Below are 17,217 nucleotides of genomic sequence, written 5' to 3'. Positions count from 1 at the left end.
GACTGCTCTCTTTATGAACCGATAAATTCTTCGACTTCGTTTTTAATCAGCGTCACATGTGGTCCATAAACCACCTGTACGCCCTGGCCGCGAATAAATGCGCCTTTACTACCGAACCGTTTGAAATCATCCAGCTTGACCTGCTCTGCGTTATTGACCGTCACCCGCAGACGGGTCGCGCAGCAGTCCACATCAACGATATTGCTCCGACCACCCAGCGCCTCAACGATACCGGCTGCGCGATTGTCGCTTTCAACGCTAGCCGTTGACGTCTCTTCGCTTTCATCTTCACGGCCCGGCGTTTTCAACTGACGCCATTGAATGAGGAAGCGGAACGAGAAGTAGTAGGTGCAGAACATCACCGCGCCCAGCGGGAAGATGTAGATCCAGTTAGTTTTGGCATTGCCTTGCAGCACGCCGAAGAGCAGGAAATCCACCAGTCCGCCGGAGAACGTCTGACCAACGGTAATTTCCAGCATATGGGAGAACATAAACGCGAAGCCAGTCAGGACGATGTGCACCACGTAGAGCAGCGGCGCGCAGAACATAAAGGCGAACTCCAGCGGCTCGGTGATCCCGGTGACGAATGCGGTCAGGGCAGCGGAGAGCATCAGGCTGGCGACTTTCTTTTTGTTCTCCGGCTTTGCGCAGTGGTAGATAGCCAGCGCTGCGCCCGGCAGGCCAAACATAAAGTCGGCAAAGCGTCCTGCCATAAAGCGCGATACGCCGATGTAGTACTGGGTGACGGAAGGGTCAGCCAGTTGGGCAAAGAAGATTTTCTGCGTTCCTTCAACCATGTGCCCGTTGACCATCGCTTCACCGCCAACGCTGGTTAGCCAGAACGGCATATAGAAAATATGGTGCAAACCGAGGGGGATGAGGCACTTGAGGATCATGCCGTAAATTAATGTACCGACATACCCGGTCTTCTCAACGAGGATCCCCAGATGCGAAATCCCGGCTTGCACATGTGGCCACACCCAGAACAGCGCGACGCCAAGAAAGATGGCGAAGAAAGAAGTCATGATCGGCACAAAGCGCGAACCGCTAAAAAACGCCAGCATGTCAGGCAGCTGCGTTTTACCGTAGCGACTATGTACCCAGGAGGTCAGCAGGCCGCACATCACCCCGCCCAGCACGCCGGTTTGCAGCGTGGTGATCCCCAGCACGCTTGCCTGCCCGGCGGCGGCCAGGTTCTCGCTGGCCAACGTGCCGTTCAGCAGCAGCAGCGCGTTAATCGCCTTGTTCATCACCAGAAAACTGAGCACCGCCGCCAGCCCGGCGGTACCTTTGTCGCTACGCGCCAGCCCGACGGCAATGCCGACGGAAAAAAGCAGCGCCAGGTTGTCGAACACCACGCTGCCGCATAGCCGCATGACGGTAAAAATCGCCTGAACGACCTCACCATTAAGAAACGGATAGGTTGATAAGGTCACCGGGTTTGTGAACACGCCGCCAAAGCCCAGTAACAACCCCGCTGCGGGGAGAATGGCTATTGGCAGCATAAACGACTTACCCAGATTCTGTGCTCCAGCAAATAATCTGCTCATACGAATCCCTGATATTGGCAAATGAAGTTTTAGTTTCATGTTTATAGTGATTTAATGAAACTATTGTTCCGATCATTTGCGCAATTTGTCAACGCAGGACGCTGAAATAGTGACAGGCATCACCAAAAATTTTCGTCTGCGACGGAAGGGAATCATATGAAGCATAAAGCCCGGCCATCAATACGACATAGCGCTAACCGGGCGGGAAAATGGCGGGTTTAGTGATCCAGATAAAGATAATGCATCCAGCTGGTCATGCGCAGTAGCACTTTGCGCATCACCGAAACGTGGGTGAAGTGGTCGGAATAAACCGCCACCTGGGCGTAAATCCCGTCAGGTAGCGCGTCCACGGCGGCATTGGGATCGAGTTCGATGGTTGCCAGCACACCATCGGTGCCCGGTGTGACCGTCAACGCTTGCAGCGTGCCCTGTGCCTGATACGTTCCCCCCGGCACCACCGGCAGAATACTCACCAGCTTGCCGTGAAAGACCTGGCCAGGCAGCGCGTTGAACACCGCTTCGGCATCGTCGCCCGCCTCAAGTCTGAGCAACGAATTTTGCCGGAACTGCGCCACAATCAGCCGTTTTTGCTGTGGGATAAACACCATCACCGGACGCAGCGGCAGCGAGGCGGCGTAGGTGCCTGGGCGAATCAAAACCTGGGTGATATAGCCGTCACTGGGCGCACGCACGGTGGTCTGGTCGAGGTTATATTTCGCCTCCGCCAACTGCGCGCGCAGGCTCACTACCTGCGATTGCTCGCCGTTGACCATGCTGTCGAGCTGGCTCTGGATTTGCGCCTGCTCCGCAACCGACGCCTTCACCATCGCATCCTGAGCCAGATAGTTTTGCCGGGCATTATCGATATCACTTTCCGAAAACGGGTTTACCCGCGCCTGGCTGCCCTTCAGATAACGCTGATAGTCTTTATAGAGCCGATCGCGCTCCGCCGAGACGCGCGTGGTGTTTGCCTGGGCCTCAGAAAGCTGGGCTTTCAGCGTGTTGATGCCGTGAAGTGCGGTGACAAGGTCAGCCTGGAGCCTGTCGACCCGCGCCTGATAGCGTACCGGATCGATGGTAAACAGAACTTCACCCTTTTTGACCCGTTGATTTGCTTTATCCGTGACGCTGCTGACCACCCCGGTAACCTGCGGAGTAATCGGAATAGAAATAACCGCTTTTTGCGCGGTAAAGGTGTAAGGATGGTTGTAGTTCATTAATAAAATAAGCGCGCTAACAATAAATACCCCGCCCAGCGCCGCGGTGGGAACCGTCCATTTATTTACCGGGATCTTGAATATTTTAAATATCGACCAGGCAATCGCCACGTAGGTTAAAATAATCAGCAGGTCCATGAGTTATTTCTCCACCGAAGGGGGTTGGGCTGGCGGCTGAAGATCGGTTATTCGCTGTTCGAGCGCGCTGACCCGCTGGCGAAGTTCGCTAATTTCATCCTCATCTTCTGTCGCTTCTGGCGGCACTCCACCCCGCCGGTGCTGCATCCCCCAACCGCGCTCCGGTTGATAAAGCGTGGCCCAGATCCATAAGAACGGCCAAATGACGTGTAAAGTAAACAGACTCACCCAGCCCGCAACGTGAATCGCATCCGAGTGCGGATGGTTGCGTTTCTTCGCAATCAAATAAGGGATGTCATGGAGAATGATGATTCCATAAAAAATCACCAGAAAAACGAAGATCAGAACGCCGAGCGCAAAATAATTGAGAAACATATTTTCCTCGGATTTACGCTAATTATTTATACCCGTCATACTTCAAGTTGCTTATGTGTTGGCTACGCTCGCTCACCCCAGTCACATAGTTATCTATGCTCCTGGGGACTCACTTCCTTGCCGCCTTTAAGCAACTCGAATTATTTTGGGTATAGGATATGTTTTGTGGCAGATAAAAAAACGGCCGACAGATTGAGCATAATTCACCGATTTGATTTTCGCCATTGACGGCTAAAATGTTCTTTAGCGGATCGAGTTACTCAGTTACACGCTCTCGCACTGAATACGGCATAACCTGCCGGAGATCACACCAGGAGAAATCCAGATCAAAATATTTTGTGATTAACATCACAAATAAATAACAAACACTCAAAGATAATATGTGAGCTACATCACATAAAACCCCTTAATTGCCTCGAAAATGCCCAGATGTTGTTTTTTTACACATGCATTTTGTGACAACGATCACTACATACACCTACCAGTCACCTATATTCATGTGATCTGTATCACACAAAAATCCATCGACTGGACAGCTTAACGATTCAGTGCCAGATTTCGCACTATCAAACAGGGTCCGGCTACCTCTGCCGCCACATTAACAACGAGCCTCGGGCTTTCAGCCTGCCGATAGCAAAAACAGAAGAAGGGGTGTTTTATGTCATCCGATATCAAGATCAAAGTGCAAAGCTTTGGTCGTTTCCTCAGCAACATGGTGATGCCAAATATCGGCGCGTTTATCGCGTGGGGTATTATCACCGCATTATTCATTCCGACAGGATGGTTACCGAACGAAACGCTGGCGAAGCTGGTTGGTCCGATGATCACCTATCTGCTGCCGCTACTGATCGGTTATACCGGCGGTAAGCTGATTGGCGGCGAGCGCGGCGGCGTGGTCGGCGCAATTACCACCATGGGCGTGATCGTCGGCGCGGATATGCCGATGTTCCTCGGTGCAATGATTGCCGGTCCGCTGGGCGGCTGGGCGATTAAACGTTTTGACGTCTGGGTTGATGGCAAAATCAAATCCGGCTTCGAAATGCTGGTGAACAACTTCTCTGCCGGCATCATCGGGATGATCCTCGCCATCCTGGCGTTCCTCGGCATTGGTCCTGCAGTTGAAGTCCTGTCCAAAATTCTGGCGGCAGGTGTTAACTTCATGGTTGTCCACGACATGCTGCCGCTGGCGTCCATCTTTGTTGAACCAGCGAAAATCCTGTTCCTCAACAACGCCATCAACCACGGTATCTTCTCGCCGCTGGGTATTCAGCAGTCGCATGACCTTGGCAAATCGATCTTCTTCCTGATTGAAGCTAACCCGGGTCCGGGTATGGGCGTTCTGCTGGCATACATGTTCTTCGGTCGCGGCAGCGCTAAACAGTCTGCGGGCGGTGCGGCAATCATCCACTTCCTCGGCGGTATTCACGAGATTTACTTCCCGTATGTGCTGATGAATCCGCGTCTGATTCTGGCGGTTATCCTCGGCGGTATGACCGGCGTATTCACCCTGACTATCCTCAATGGCGGTCTGGTTTCTCCGGCTTCTCCGGGTTCTATCCTGGCCGTGCTGGCGATGACGCCGAAAGGTGCCTACTTCGCTAACATCGCCGCGATTGTGGCTGCGATGGCCGTTTCCTTCGTAGTTTCAGCCGTTCTGCTGAAAACCAGCAAGGTTAAAGAAGAAGACGATATCGATGCAGCGACCCGTCGCATGCAGGATATGAAAGCGCAGTCCAAAGGCGCAGCCACTCCGCTGGCTGCTGGCGATGTCGCTAACGACCTGAGCCACGTGCGTAAAATCATCGTGGCTTGCGACGCCGGTATGGGTTCCAGCGCCATGGGTGCAGGCGTGCTGCGCAAGAAAGTACAGGATGCCGGTCTGAGCAATATCTCCGTCACTAACTGTGCGATTAACAACCTGCCGCCGGATGTTGACCTGGTCATCACCCACCGCGACCTGACCGAGCGTGCGATGCGTCAGGTACCGCAGGCGCAGCATATTTCGCTGACCAACTTCCTCGACAGCGGCCTGTACTCCAGCCTGACCGAACGTCTGGTTGCGGCGCAGCGCCATACTGATAACGAAGAGAAAGTCCGCGACAGTCTGAAAGACAGCTTTGATGCGGCTGACACTAACCTGTTCAAACTCGGTGCAGAGAATATCTTCCTCGGTCGTAAAGCGGCCACCAAGGAAGAAGCGATTCTGTTTGCCGGTGAGCAATTGGTGAAAGGCGGCTACGTTGAGCCGGAATATGTCCAGGCGATGCTGGACCGCGAAAAACTGACCTCGACCTATCTGGGTGAGTCCATCGCGGTACCGCACGGCACCATCGAAGCTAAAGATCGCGTGCTGAAAACCGGCATTGTGTTCTGTCAGTATCCGGAAGGCGTACGCTTTGGTGAAGAAGAGGATGAGGTCGCTCGTCTGGTCATCGGTATCGCTGCTCGCAATAACGAGCACATTCAGGTGATTACCAGCCTGACCAACGCGCTGGATGATGAGTCAGTGATTGAGCGTCTGACCAAAACCACCAGCGTTGAAGAAGTCCTGAAGCTACTGAAAGCGTAACGTGTAGCCCGGATAAGGCGTTTACGCCGCAATCCGGGAAACGCCCACTCTCTCCTCATGCATGAGGAGAGGGTTAGGGTGAGGGAAAAGCCTCACCCCAGCCCTCTCAGGTAAAAACATTAATTGAAGGTTAATACTATGAAAGCATTACATTTTGGCGCAGGTAATATCGGACGTGGCTTTATCGGCAAACTGCTGGCAGACGCGGGGATAAAGCTGACGTTTGCGGATGTAAATCAGGTTGTGCTTGATGCCCTGAATGCCCGTCATAGCTATCAGGTTCACGTGGTCGGCGAAAATGAGCAGGTTGATACCGTTTCCGGCGTCGACGCCGTCAGCAGCATCGGTGATGAAGTCGTTGAGCTGATTGCCAGCGTTGACCTGATCACTACCGCCGTCGGCCCGGTTGTGCTGGAGCGCATTGCTCCGGCCATTGCTAAAGGCCTGGCTAAACGCAAAGCGCAGGGCATTACAGCCCCGCTGAATATTATCGCCTGCGAAAACATGGTCCGCGGCACGACTCAGCTCAAAGGCCACGTTTTTAACGCTCTGGCTGAAGAAGATAAAGCCTGGGTTGAAGCCAACGTCGGCTTCGTTGATTCCGCCGTTGACCGCATCGTTCCGCCATCCGCTTCCGCCACTCACGACCCGCTGGAAGTGACCGTGGAAACCTTTAGCGAGTGGATTGTCGACAAGACCCAGTTTAAAGGCGAGCTGCCGAATATCCCAGGAATGGAATTAACCGATAATCTGATGGCATTTGTCGAGCGTAAGCTATTCACCTTAAACACCGGACATGCTATAACCGCCTACCTCGGAAAACTGGCGGGTCACCAGACGATTCGTGACGCGATTCTCGATGAGAAAATCCGCACGGTAGTTAAAGGGGCCATGGAAGAGAGCGGCGCGGTACTGATCAAACGTTATGCCTTTGATGCACAGAAACACGCAGCCTATATCCAGAAAATTATTGGTCGTTTCGAGAACCCGTATCTGAAAGATGACGTTGAGCGCGTTGGCCGCCAGCCGCTGCGCAAACTGAGTGCGGGCGATCGTTTAATTAAGCCGCTGCTTGGTACGCTGGAATACGGCCTGCCGCATATGAACCTGGTGAAAGGGATCGCTGCGGCGATGCACTTCCGCAGCGAAGACGACCCGCAGGCGCAGGAGCTGGCGGCGCTGATTGCAGAAAAAGGCCCTCAGGCCGCGCTGGCGCAGATTTCAGGTCTGGACGCGGCAAGCGATGTGGTGGCGGAAGCTGTTAACGACTATAACGCCACCAAATGAGGCAAGATCTGGCGCGGTCCGAACCGCGCCCATTACTACTCCTGTCAGATATGCAGGCAATAATGGAAGAAACACAGGCATTTGAAAACCGTGTGCTTGAGCGTCTGAATGCTGGCAAAACCGTAAGAAGCTTCCTGATCGCTACCGTTGAACTACTGACGGAAGCGGTCAATATCCTGGTGCTTCAGGTGTTCCGTAAAGACGACTATGCGGTGAAATACGCAGTAGAGCCCTTGCTAGACGGCGAGGGGCCGCTGGGTGACCTTTCTGTACGCCTGAAGCTGATTTATGGCCTCGGGGTGATCAGTCGCGCCGAATACGAAGACGCCGAGCTGCTAATGGCCCTGCGCGAAGAGTTGAACCACGATGGTAATGAGTACAGCTTTACCGACGATGAGATTCTCGGACCGTTTGGCGAGCTGCACTGCGTCGCTGCGCTGCCCCCGATGCCGCTATTCGACGATAATAGCGATGCGGAACTGCTGGCAATGCAGAAACTGCGCTACCAGCAGGTTGTACGTTCAACAATGATGCTGTCTCTGACCGAGCTGATTTCTAAAATCAGCTTAAAAAAAGCCTTTCAAAAATCAACGCTCTGATTCGGTCTCTTGCTGGTCACACGTCGGCTGATAAAGCTGCCGATAATACTCCAGACGACGCAGAAACAGCTCCTCTTTGTCCGCCGGAATATCCCGCGGTATATGCTGCAAACGCGGAGACTTTTTTAGATATTCCATAAAAGCCTGGCTTGAAGCCATAAAATCTACGGCCTTATCAATAATACGCGGTACACCGTCGCCGATTTTCGCCATCACGCTCTCCTCTGCTCGGGGATCATCTTGTTAAGAATTAGCCAAAAGAAGGGATTTAGATGAGGAAAACGTGCTTAATGGCTGACAGGCTTCACAGAAATGAACATTCATCCACTCTGGTGGGAAATCCGTATAATATTCAAATTATTATAATTACTCACAGCGATTGTTATTGCGGGTAAAGTCGTGACGTTTTGATAAATAGCTACCCACAACGGAAGCGACAGCACATACTATAGTCTGATAACGCCCATTTCTTAATAGATTAAACCACCATGAAAGAAATCGAAAAAAGTGAAATTAAACGTCTGAGCGACCGTCTCGACGCCATCCGTCACCAGCAGGCCGACCTGTCGCTGGTTGAAGCCGCAGACAAGTACGCCGAGCTGGAAAAAGAAAAAACCACCATTGAGGCGGAGCTTGTGCGCCTGCGCGAAGTTCAGGCTCAAAAACTGAGCAAAGAAGCGCAGAAACTGATGAGCCTGCCGCACCGTCGCGCCATCACCAAAAAAGAGCAGGCCGATATTGGCAAACTCAAAAAAAGCGTGCGCGGGCTGGTTCTTGTCCACCCGATGACCGCTCTGGGTCGCGAAATGGGCCTTAAAGAGATGACCGGCTTCTCAAAAACCGCGTTCTGATCTTTTCGCGGCGAAAATCCCCCAGTAGCACTGCTGTTTGAACGGGCTACGGGATCGAACAATCTGCTGATTTGGTAGCCCGCACTGGCACGTCAAACGCCGCCTCCGGGATCGGCTTTCGTATTGAAATCCTCTGCGCCATGCTTCCCGGTGGCGCTGCGCTGACCGGGCTACAAGTTCACAGCCGTCAGCGGTTTGGTAGCCCGGACAGATGCGTAGCATCGCCTCCGGGAATAAGTCGCCGGGTCAGGCATTCATGCCATGACCCGGGACTGCTTCAATCGCTTAGAACCACGCTTCAAACATGCCGCCGAGGTTAAGTGAATCCAACTGTTCGTCTTTGGTACCGTTAACTTTCGCGGTACGCTTGTTATCTACCTGGCCTCCGGTTACGTAGAAGCGCAGCATTGGGCGGAACTCTGGCCCCATACCGATCGCAATGTTCTGCGACAGCGTCAGCTTCCATCCATGGTTGTCTCCGCCCTGATCGTAATCAACACGCTGGTAGCCTGCTTCCAGCCAGGTCGAATGCACATCGTTCCAGAAGTACATTGGACGGACAATCGCACCGTAGTTTTTACGGTTGTCGGTATTGTCTTTACTGTTGTCATAGTCGTGGAAGGCCAACAGATATTCGATCTGCGCCTGCTGGGTAAACTTATAGTTGCCTTCGAAGCTGGCGTAGATAGCGGTCAACCCGTCCGTTTTGTTGTAAACGCTGTTATCCGAGTTATCGGAGTAGCGCAGGATAACCTTGTTCACGCCGCTGTCGTCGCTATTGGTATGGCTTAATAGCAGGCCGCCCTGCCACGCATCGAGCTGCTCGTCGTTATCCACCGCTTTGGAATCAAAACCGTAGTTGGCATAAACCTCAACATCGATCGGGCCGGCTTTGATGTTATGGGTTTTGGTGGTCAGCGCATAGTGACCGTTATCGCCAGTGTCGGAGTTACCGGTACAGGTGATGCGTGATGGGTTGGACTCATCGGCCATCACTTCCGGGCTACAGGATTTCACCTGCGATACCGCCGCTACGTCGAACTGTACGCCGCCGATATCGAAGTTTTTCACCCCGGCGCCCTGACCGTCGTGGTTCATCCAGAAGTAGTCGTTGATCCCCTGTTGCGGACGCTGGTGGAAATCACGACCCGCCCAGATATAGGCGTTAGGGTTGGACTCCAGCACGTTGGTGACGCCAACGTAGGCTTTTTTCAGGTTAACTTCGTCACTCCAGTGATCGAACATGACGTTGATATCCCAGATAGCGCCCTTGCTGCTCTTAAAGGCCTTGGTTAACTGGAACTCGCCGCCGTTGCCTTCGTTGCCAAGACGACCAATCGCTGAGGCGCCGTTATAGGAGCCGTCCACGCCGACGTATTTCTGATCGCCGGTCTGGAAGTGTGCACCGTAGCGCGCGTAGCCGCTGAACTTCAGGCCGAACGGCACCGCCATGTCCGGCGATTGCACGGCGGTTTGTGGGTTGGTCTCCAGATCCACCTTTTTCGCGGCTGCAGCGTCCATTTTAGCCTGACGGTCAGCCAGCGCTTTATCGACGGCTTTAGCCACAATGGCGTCAATTTGTTCCTGAGTAAAATCTTGTGCTAATACGGAAATTGGGCACAGCGCGGCGACGACCGCCATGGCTAATGGCAGCATTTTTACAGTTTTCATAATTATCTCGCTTTTAATAATTCATATATTCAGATAATAGCTATCCCGCCAGGATAAGCTGGTTTTACTTAATATAGGGTACGACTGAGTTATATATTAACGTTGATACAGATGAATAATCTCTTCTGAAAATTCACGAGCCAGCAGAGAATTCATCAGATGATCCTGGGCATGCACCATAATCAGCGTCATCGGCTGGCGCGCTTCGCCCGCATCCTGCTCGATAAGCTGGGTCTGCATCTGATGCGCCCTGCGGGCATAACCATCGGCCTCATTAAGGAGCAACCGCGCTTCATCTATATTACCGGTACGGGCACAATGAAGCGCTTCAAAACATAATGAGCGTGACTGTCCCGCGTTGACGATAATTTCCATTACCGCATCCTCTAATTCAATCATGTTATGTCCTGAGATCATTAACTTTATTATTTAAATAATGTGGTGAAAGTCCTTTTCCTGTATTATTTACGCTGTCATATATTAAAAATATATTCGTTTAATTATTAGCTGACGGTTTCAGCAACCGGTGTTGCGTTTTTTGCTTTTTCAACTTCAGTTTTCATTAAGGAGCGTTCATAAGCGCGCAGGAACGGCAGATAGATAACCGCCGACATCACCATACAAATCACGCACATGACCACCGGGCTTAAGGTCCAGTTGGCAGCCCACGATGCGCCAATGGGAGCTGGCGTTGTCCATGGGGTCAGGGAAACGACCTGGCTCAGCCAGCCGAGACGCGTCGCGCCGTAAGCCAGCACGGCATTGATCATCGGCACAAAGACAAACGGGATAAACATCATCGGGTTCATAATAATCGGCGCGCCGAACAGAATCGGCTCGTTGATATTAAAGAAGCTGGGTACGACGCCCATTTTACCGATGGTGCGCAGGTGGGCCACACGGCTACGCAGCAGCAGGAACGCCAGCGGGAGCGTAGAACCGACGCCGCCGATTAGCAGGTAGTGGTCCCAGAAACCTTGCAGATAGACGTGAGGCAGAGCCGCACCAGCCGCCAGCGCCGCCTGGTTTGCCGACAGATTGGCCATCCAGAACGGGTTCATAATGCCGGTGACAATCAGCGAACCGTGGATCCCGGCGAACCAGAAAATCTGGCACATCAGGACGGAAAGCAGAATCGCCGGCAGTGAGTCAGAGGCGGAAACCAGCGGCTCCAGCAGGTGCATAATTGCCTGCGGTAAGATCATACCGGTCTGCGCTTCGATAAACAGGTTCAGCGGATGCAGGGTTGCGATCACCACCAGCACCGGGATAAGGATTTCAAACGAGCGTGCAACGCCGGTTGGCACCTCTTTCGGCAGGCGAATCGTAATGTTGTTCTGCTTCAGCCAGGCGTAAACGCGGGTGGAATAAATCGCGGTGATCAAGGCGGTAAAAATGCCCTGGCCGGAGAGGTACTGGGTGGAGATTTTGCCATCAGCATACGGCGCGGCAACCAGTAAAAAGGCCATAAACGCCAGCAGACCGGACATCACCGGGTCGAGCTGGAACTGGCGTCCCAGGCTGGCGCCAATACCTACAGAGATAAAGAACGTCATCACCCCCATGCTAAGGTTAAACGGTAGCATCAGCTGCTCGCGATATTGCTGAGAGAAATCCAGCCAGCCGCGGGCGAAACCGTTAGTGGTATCCGGTGAAAAAGGAGGAAAGATAAATACCAGCATGAATGAGCCGATGATCATAAACGGCAATGCGGCAGTGAAGCCATCGCGAATAGCGATAACGTATTTCTGCTGCCCAAGGCGTCCTGCCAGCGGTGTAATTGATTGCTCGATCACGGCAATCATGGACTGATACAGAGAACTCATTTGCACACCTCTTAATGCGCCGCTTCTATCAGCGACAGAGCATAATCCAGGACGTTATCTCCCCGCTGCATTCCGTAATCCATGGTGTTAATTGGCTGGACTGGAATATTCAGGGAAGCGGCTTTCTCAGATAAAGTTTTCAGCATGTATTTCACCTGGGGGCCAAGAAGCACCACCTGGTACTGTGGAAACTGCATGTCAAATTCGGAAACACCATAAGCATCAATCTGCACCGGCAGGTTACGTTCCTTTGCGACATCGACCATCTTTCTGACCAGCATACTGGTGGACATCCCGGCAGAGCAGCACAGCATAATCTTGTACATCGACGACCATCCTCAAAATGTAAAAAGTTATTGCGTGGATGATTTGATATCAGACGGAAACCGGTTTCCATTTATAAAAAACAGAACTGTGATAACCGTCAAGATCTGTCAGCCATAGGGCTGATTAATTAGATTTGGCTCACATATTCCTGTGGTTTTTGCTACGTTCTTCCATGAAACGGAGAATCGGTTTCCAAATAAAAACGGAAACAGATATACTGCACCTGGTTATTATTGAAGCGATTCAGGTCCAGGGATTTGCAGGGATCGGACTGGCCCTGTCAGGGGAAAATGATGTCTACAATCAATGATGTATCACGCTTAGCTGGGGTATCGAAAGCCACTGTCTCTCGGGTATTGAGCGGTTCGCGCGGGGTGAAGGAAGCCAGCCGACAGGCGGTGTTACAAGCGGCGGAAGAACTTAACTATCGGCCAAATATGATTGCGCAATCTTTGCTTAGTCAAACCACCGGCTGCATTGGCGTGATTTGCGCTCAGGACAATATTAATCAAACCACTAGCTACCTCTATGCCCTGGAAAAACAGCTCAGCCAGCACCAGAAACATCTGCTGCTGCGTTTCGCAAATTCCCGTGGCAGGGTGATGCATTCACTGGAAGAGCTGACCTGCGGCCTTTGCGATGATGTATTGATTATTGGCGCACGGTTTCCGCTAAATATCGACCGGCCTGACGTGGTGCTGATTGACTGCCTGGAAAGCGAAGGTGTGAACAGCATTCATTTTGACCATGCCTTTGCGGCGGAAACAGCCTGTAACTATTTGATAAGTCAGGGGCGGCGACAGATTGCGCTGATCCATCCGCAGGGCAGCGGTTTTGCCGATCAGGTGCTGCTTGGCTACAAGCACGCTCTGGAAAAGAGTTTCCTGCCGTTTAATCGCAACCTGATCTTTCTCGACAGCCATTCGCCTTCCGTGGCGGTGCAGGAGTTGGTAAACAACGCAACCACGCTGAATTTCAACGCCTTGCTGGTGGCAAACGAGCAGCAGGCGCAGCTGGTGGTCCCGCAGCTCCAGGCATTCAATCGTGCGGTGCCGGAAAAAGTGATGGTGTTCAGCCTTGCGGGCTCGTTACAGCTGCCCGGTATTCCGACGATTCCGGCGATTGAATATTCAATGGACGCCATGGCCAGCCGGATAGTCAACTGGCTGACCGAAAAGACGCAAATGCTCGGCAGCAGCCCGCTACGCGGAGATTTGATTATTCCGAACCGCTAATTACACGAAACGCTTTGCCGCGGGCGCTACTGCGTCGGGCACTGAATGCCGCTAATCGCTTTCTGATAGGCGGCATCGTTGTTTTTATCCAACGCTCGCGCTGCGCTTTGCACAGCGACTTTATTTTCTGGTGACTCCAGCACGCGATTGGCAAATATCGTATCCGCCATGCCGCTGCTGGCAGGGCAGTTTTTCCTCACATCCTTCACTATCTGCTGCTTTTGTTGCTCAAACTTCAGTCCGGAGAGCGGTGCGGCTGTTGCTACGGCAGGTAGCGCCAGCCAGGTAGCCAACGACAGCGCAATACTTATTCTTTTCATCATGGATATCCTTATTTTTATTAAAGCGTTCCTCTAACTATAGACGCATTCCCTGGGTATCAATTTTGCGCCCAGGTTTCCGCAAAAATGCATCGGTTTCAGCTCCCGAGCGTTATCTCTCGAACCGGCAAGCAAAGTCGTTTATGCGCAGGTGCGCGGCGTATTTACGCGCCAGCTATTCCGACGTGCTGGCTGGATGAGTTTGCCGATGCAACTACCGTAGTGCCGGATGACGAAATCATGCAGCACCGGCACGTAGCGCTGCTGGAACTGATCCAAAAGCATATCCGCCATCGCGATTTACTTGGGCTGGTGGAACGATTAGCCGAGCTGTTGGTTAAAGGTTGCGCTAATAACAGCCAGATGAAAGCGCTGTTTAATTACATGCTGCAGTGCGGCGAGCGCCTCGTTTTACTGAATTTCTTCACGAGGCTGCACAACGCGTTCCTCAACATAAGGCGAAACTGATGACGATTGCAGAAAGATTGCGGCAGGAAGGGAGACAAGAAGAAGCATTACGTATTGCCTGATTATTTCTGGAGCAGGGGTTCGAGCACGAGCTGGTAAGGGTTGTTTGTCAGCTATCAGATGATGATATGAAGATGCTGCAAACTCAGGTCGCAGCATCTACAGCCAGATAATCATCAGGCCGTTTTAACCCTACGCCGCGAATCCATGGCGATCAGCACGACCGACGAGAGAATCAACAGCGTGCCCAGCCAGTCCGGCAGAGTAAAGGTGATGCCGAGCAGCAGTAGAGAAAGCAGGGCGCTGCTCAGCGGTTCCGCGCAGCTGAGAATTCCCGCCTTTGCGCCGCCAATCTTCTGCGCGCCGTTCAGGTAGAGGCTAAAGGTCAGCGATGTGCCGATAACCACCAGGTAGAAAAAGGCCAGCAGCAGACTACCGTTAACCACAAAATGGTTGCCCTGTCCGGCGTAGAACGGCAGCAGCATGGCACCGCCGAGCAGCATGCTCCAGCCGACGATCGGCAGCGTGCCGTAGCGGGCAATCAGCGTTGAAGGATAAGTGGTGTAGAAGGCGGCGGCAAACGCTGAAGCAATCCCCCAGAACAGCGCTGCGGGGGAAATCGACAGCGTCGTCGGGTTGCCGTGGGTGACCAGCAGGAAAGTGCCCGCCAGCGAGGTGCCGATAGCCGCCAGCACCAGCGGACTGGGGCGCGTTTTACGGGCGATGGCAAACCAGGCGACAATAATCGTCGGCGACAGGAACTGCAGCACCGTCGCGGTAGCGGCGTTGGATTTCTCGATAGTCATCAGGAAGGTGTACTGCACGGTGAGCGCGCCGAACAGCGAGAAGATCAGCAGGCTAACGGCGTCTTTTCGGTTTTGCAGAACGCGAAATATTTTGTCGCCATGAACGAACGAGAGCATCAGAAGAATCAGACCCGCGAACAGCAGGCGCGTCATGGTCAGAAACGGCGATGACATCTGACTTTGCTGCATAATATATTGCGCACAGACGCCGGAACTGCCCCACAGCACGGCGGCTATTAGTACGTTCAGCATCCCTTTTTTGCTGGAGCCCATCTTTCCCTCAAGTGAAATATCGCAAAAGCGGCATCATAACATGATGCGCGTCCGCGCGGCGGGGCAGGAAATGGTAGTAGGCCATTTGGTGTGCTGGTTAAAAGCCGGGTTTGCAGCGTTAATAAACCACAGGGAACGTGTAGGCCCGGTAAGCGCAGCGCCACCGTGCAATGGTTACGGGATACACTCTGTCAGCAAATTTAACCCGCCATCAGACGGGTTAAATGTCGTTCGATACTTGCGCATCAGACCTTCATCTTAGCTCAAATCGACGTTTTTACTGCCAAACAGCCAGGTCAGGGCGAATCCACAAAGATAAGAGACCGCCAACCCGGCAGCATATACCGCCATTCCGGCGTAAATTCCGCTGCCGGAGGTCATCAGCGGCAGCGCCACCAGCCCGGAGGGGCCAAACACCGTATTGAGGCCAACCGGCAGGCCCAGCCATGCAATCAGGCCGAGGAAGAAACCGCCGCAGGCACCGCCAAGGCAGGCGGTGATAAACGGCTTCATACGCGGTAGCGTCACACCGTAAATCAGCGGTTCACCGATACCGAGGAAGCCAGGAATAATCGCCCCTTTAATCTGAGTACGCAGCAGAGAGTCGTGCTTCGCCCGCCAGAACAGCGCCAGCGCTGCACCCACCTGCCCGGCTCCGGCCATCGCCAGAATCGGGAACAGCGAGTTAAATCCTTGCGCATCCACCAGGGCGAAATAGACCGGCACAAAGCCCTGATGCACGCCGAACATCACCGCCAGCAGGAACAGACCGGCCAGCACCGCAGAGCCGAACGGGTTGCCGTTAAGGTGCAGAAACAACCACGACATTCCGGTAAACAGCCAGCCGCCGATCGGCATAATCACGATAAAGGTTACCGCGCCCATAATCAGCAGCGTTACGGCTGAGGTGAGGATCATATCGAGGTTTGCGGGCATCACCCGGCGCACTTGTCTTTCCACCCATGCGCCAATAATCGAGGCGATCAGCACGCCGATAATATTGCCACGCGGATCGATACCGTGGCCGAAGAAGGTGGTGATCCCGGAATAGAATCCGCTGGTCGCCTCGGGGTTATAGCCGAGAACAAACAGCGCAGCGATGATGGCTCCGTTGACTCCGGAACCGCCGAACGCCTTCTGGGCGTTATAGCCGATCAGGATGCTCAGAAAAGTAAACATCCCCTTGCTGAACACCTTCATATAGCCGATCAGCGCCACCACCGTGGCGTTCGGATGGGCGTTTTCCAGCACAAATATCTGCTCCGCCAGGGTCGCAAACCCCAGCAGCAGGCCGACGGCAATAAAGCCGGGGATTAGCGGAGTAAAAATGGTGGCGAATTTGGCGAGAAACTTCTGTACACCACTGGTTTGCTTACTCTTCAGCGCCTGTTTCTTCTCGGCGGCGACATCGGCCAGCGATGGCGCATCCGCTGGGGCGTCTTCCAGTAACGCGTTCATCATTTCCGCCGCGGTTTGCGCCTTGCCGGGCCCAAGGACGACCTGGAACTGCTCATCGCTGACAATAACCCCCATCACGCCTTCAATCTGGCGGATAGCGGCGCTATCGGCCCGCGACTCATCGCGCAGGGTCAGGCGCAGCCGGGTCATACAGTTGCCCGCCTGCGCGACATTTCCAGCCCCGCCAACATGGTGAAGGATCCGCGCTATCATCTCTTTATTTATTTTTGCCATTGCAGATTACCTT

The 17,217-nt window shown here is 53.3% G+C and carries 16 protein-coding genes and 1 pseudogene; 6 read left to right on the top strand and 11 right to left on the bottom strand.

Features of this window, described 5'->3' with window-relative positions; all coding sequences use genetic code 11:
- Positions 1-11 precede the first annotated feature (11 nt).
- The 3 genes from DA718_RS00275 to DA718_RS00265 all read right to left on the bottom strand — a co-directional run bounded on the left by DA718_RS00275 (position 12) and on the right by DA718_RS00265 (position 3,280).
- A complete protein-coding gene (locus tag DA718_RS00275; RefSeq protein ID WP_112215662.1) occupies positions 12-1,550 on the bottom strand; it encodes a PTS transporter subunit EIIC in 1,539 nt (512 codons plus the stop codon).
- A 218-nt stretch (positions 1,551-1,768) separates the two neighbouring features.
- On the bottom strand, positions 1,769-2,905 hold the full coding sequence (locus DA718_RS00270; RefSeq protein ID WP_112215661.1) for an HlyD family secretion protein: 1,137 nt from the start codon (positions 2,903-2,905) through the stop codon (positions 1,769-1,771).
- A gap of 3 nt (positions 2,906-2,908) precedes the next feature.
- Positions 2,909-3,280: a DUF3302 domain-containing protein gene (locus DA718_RS00265; RefSeq protein ID WP_112215660.1), complete on the bottom strand. Its 372-nt coding sequence runs from the start codon at positions 3,278-3,280 to the stop codon at positions 2,909-2,911.
- A 658-nt stretch (positions 3,281-3,938) separates the two neighbouring features.
- Between DA718_RS00265 and DA718_RS00260 the strand changes: the two genes are divergently transcribed.
- The 3 genes from DA718_RS00260 (at position 3,939) to mtlR (ending at position 7,735) form a co-directional block, all read left to right on the top strand.
- Positions 3,939-5,849: a PTS mannitol transporter subunit IICBA gene (locus tag DA718_RS00260; RefSeq protein ID WP_110275967.1), complete on the top strand. Its 1,911-nt coding sequence runs from the start codon at positions 3,939-3,941 to the stop codon at positions 5,847-5,849.
- 138 nt (positions 5,850-5,987) lie between these two features.
- The gene (gene mtlD, locus DA718_RS00255) at positions 5,988-7,136 is read left to right on the top strand and encodes a mannitol-1-phosphate 5-dehydrogenase (RefSeq protein ID WP_112215659.1); all 1,149 of its coding nucleotides are present in this window, start codon (positions 5,988-5,990) and stop codon (positions 7,134-7,136) included.
- Positions 7,133-7,735 carry a mannitol operon repressor MtlR gene (gene mtlR, locus DA718_RS00250; protein WP_110275969.1) on the top strand — a complete coding sequence of 201 codons (603 nt, stop codon included), beginning with the start codon at positions 7,133-7,135 and terminating at the stop codon, positions 7,733-7,735. The genes mtlD and mtlR overlap by 4 nt, the downstream gene beginning before the upstream one ends.
- Here mtlR and DA718_RS00245 read toward each other — a convergent pair.
- Positions 7,724-7,948, bottom strand: coding sequence for a hypothetical protein (locus DA718_RS00245; protein ID WP_110275970.1), 225 nt, complete (start codon positions 7,946-7,948; stop codon positions 7,724-7,726). The two genes, mtlR and DA718_RS00245, sit on opposite strands and share 12 nt — an antisense overlap.
- Before the next feature lie 275 nt (positions 7,949-8,223).
- On the opposite strand from DA718_RS00245, the gene DA718_RS00240 reads away from it, so the two are divergent.
- Entirely contained in the window at positions 8,224-8,586 is a 363-nt protein-coding gene (locus DA718_RS00240; RefSeq protein WP_112215658.1) for a YibL family ribosome-associated protein, read from the top strand.
- 285 nt (positions 8,587-8,871) lie between these two features.
- On the opposite strand, the gene DA718_RS00235 is transcribed toward DA718_RS00240, so the two are convergent.
- From DA718_RS00235 to DA718_RS00220, 4 genes are all read right to left on the bottom strand, one after another.
- A complete protein-coding gene (locus DA718_RS00235) occupies positions 8,872-10,257 on the bottom strand; it encodes a carbohydrate porin (RefSeq protein WP_112215657.1) in 1,386 nt (461 codons plus the stop codon).
- A gap of 96 nt (positions 10,258-10,353) precedes the next feature.
- Positions 10,354-10,656 carry a PTS lactose/cellobiose transporter subunit IIA gene (locus DA718_RS00230; protein ID WP_112215656.1) on the bottom strand — a complete coding sequence of 101 codons (303 nt, stop codon included), beginning with the start codon at positions 10,654-10,656 and terminating at the stop codon, positions 10,354-10,356.
- Positions 10,657-10,760: 104 nt separating this feature from the next.
- A complete protein-coding gene (locus DA718_RS00225) occupies positions 10,761-12,083 on the bottom strand; it encodes a PTS sugar transporter subunit IIC (RefSeq protein WP_112215655.1) in 1,323 nt (440 codons plus the stop codon).
- A gap of 11 nt (positions 12,084-12,094) precedes the next feature.
- Positions 12,095-12,409: a PTS sugar transporter subunit IIB gene (locus DA718_RS00220; RefSeq protein ID WP_085045337.1), complete on the bottom strand. Its 315-nt coding sequence runs from the start codon at positions 12,407-12,409 to the stop codon at positions 12,095-12,097.
- 294 nt (positions 12,410-12,703) lie between these two features.
- Here DA718_RS00220 and DA718_RS00215 point away from each other — a divergent pair, with 294 nt between their 5' ends.
- On the top strand, positions 12,704-13,645 hold the full coding sequence (locus DA718_RS00215) for a LacI family DNA-binding transcriptional regulator (RefSeq protein ID WP_112215654.1): 942 nt from the start codon (positions 12,704-12,706) through the stop codon (positions 13,643-13,645).
- Between the two features lie 26 nt (positions 13,646-13,671).
- On the opposite strand, the gene DA718_RS00210 is transcribed toward DA718_RS00215, so the two are convergent.
- Positions 13,672-13,968 (bottom strand): YicS family protein, encoded by a 297-nt coding sequence (locus tag DA718_RS00210; RefSeq protein ID WP_227015972.1) that lies wholly within the window; start codon positions 13,966-13,968, stop codon positions 13,672-13,674.
- Positions 13,969-14,151: 183 nt separating this feature from the next.
- On the opposite strand from DA718_RS00210, the pseudogene DA718_RS00205 reads away from it, so the two are divergent.
- Positions 14,152-14,606: pseudogene (locus DA718_RS00205) on the top strand (Rpn family recombination-promoting nuclease/putative transposase); the annotation flags it as partial.
- Positions 14,607-14,609: 3 nt separating this feature from the next.
- On the opposite strand, the gene DA718_RS00200 reads toward DA718_RS00205, so the two are convergent.
- Both DA718_RS00200 and murP read right to left on the bottom strand, forming a co-directional pair.
- Complete coding sequence (locus tag DA718_RS00200) at positions 14,610-15,512, bottom strand: carboxylate/amino acid/amine transporter (protein WP_167492710.1); 903 nt, start codon at positions 15,510-15,512, stop codon at positions 14,610-14,612.
- 258 nt (positions 15,513-15,770) lie between these two features.
- Positions 15,771-17,204 (bottom strand): PTS N-acetylmuramic acid transporter subunit IIBC, encoded by a 1,434-nt coding sequence (murP, locus tag DA718_RS00195; RefSeq protein WP_112215652.1) that lies wholly within the window; start codon positions 17,202-17,204, stop codon positions 15,771-15,773.
- Positions 17,205-17,217 lie beyond the last annotated feature (13 nt).

The organism is Klebsiella huaxiensis, from assembly GCF_003261575.2.
GTDB classification, from domain to species: domain Bacteria; phylum Pseudomonadota; class Gammaproteobacteria; order Enterobacterales; family Enterobacteriaceae; genus Klebsiella; species Klebsiella huaxiensis.
Note: the sequence above shows the minus strand (reverse complement) of the source record. Positions and strands in the feature narration are given on the sequence as shown.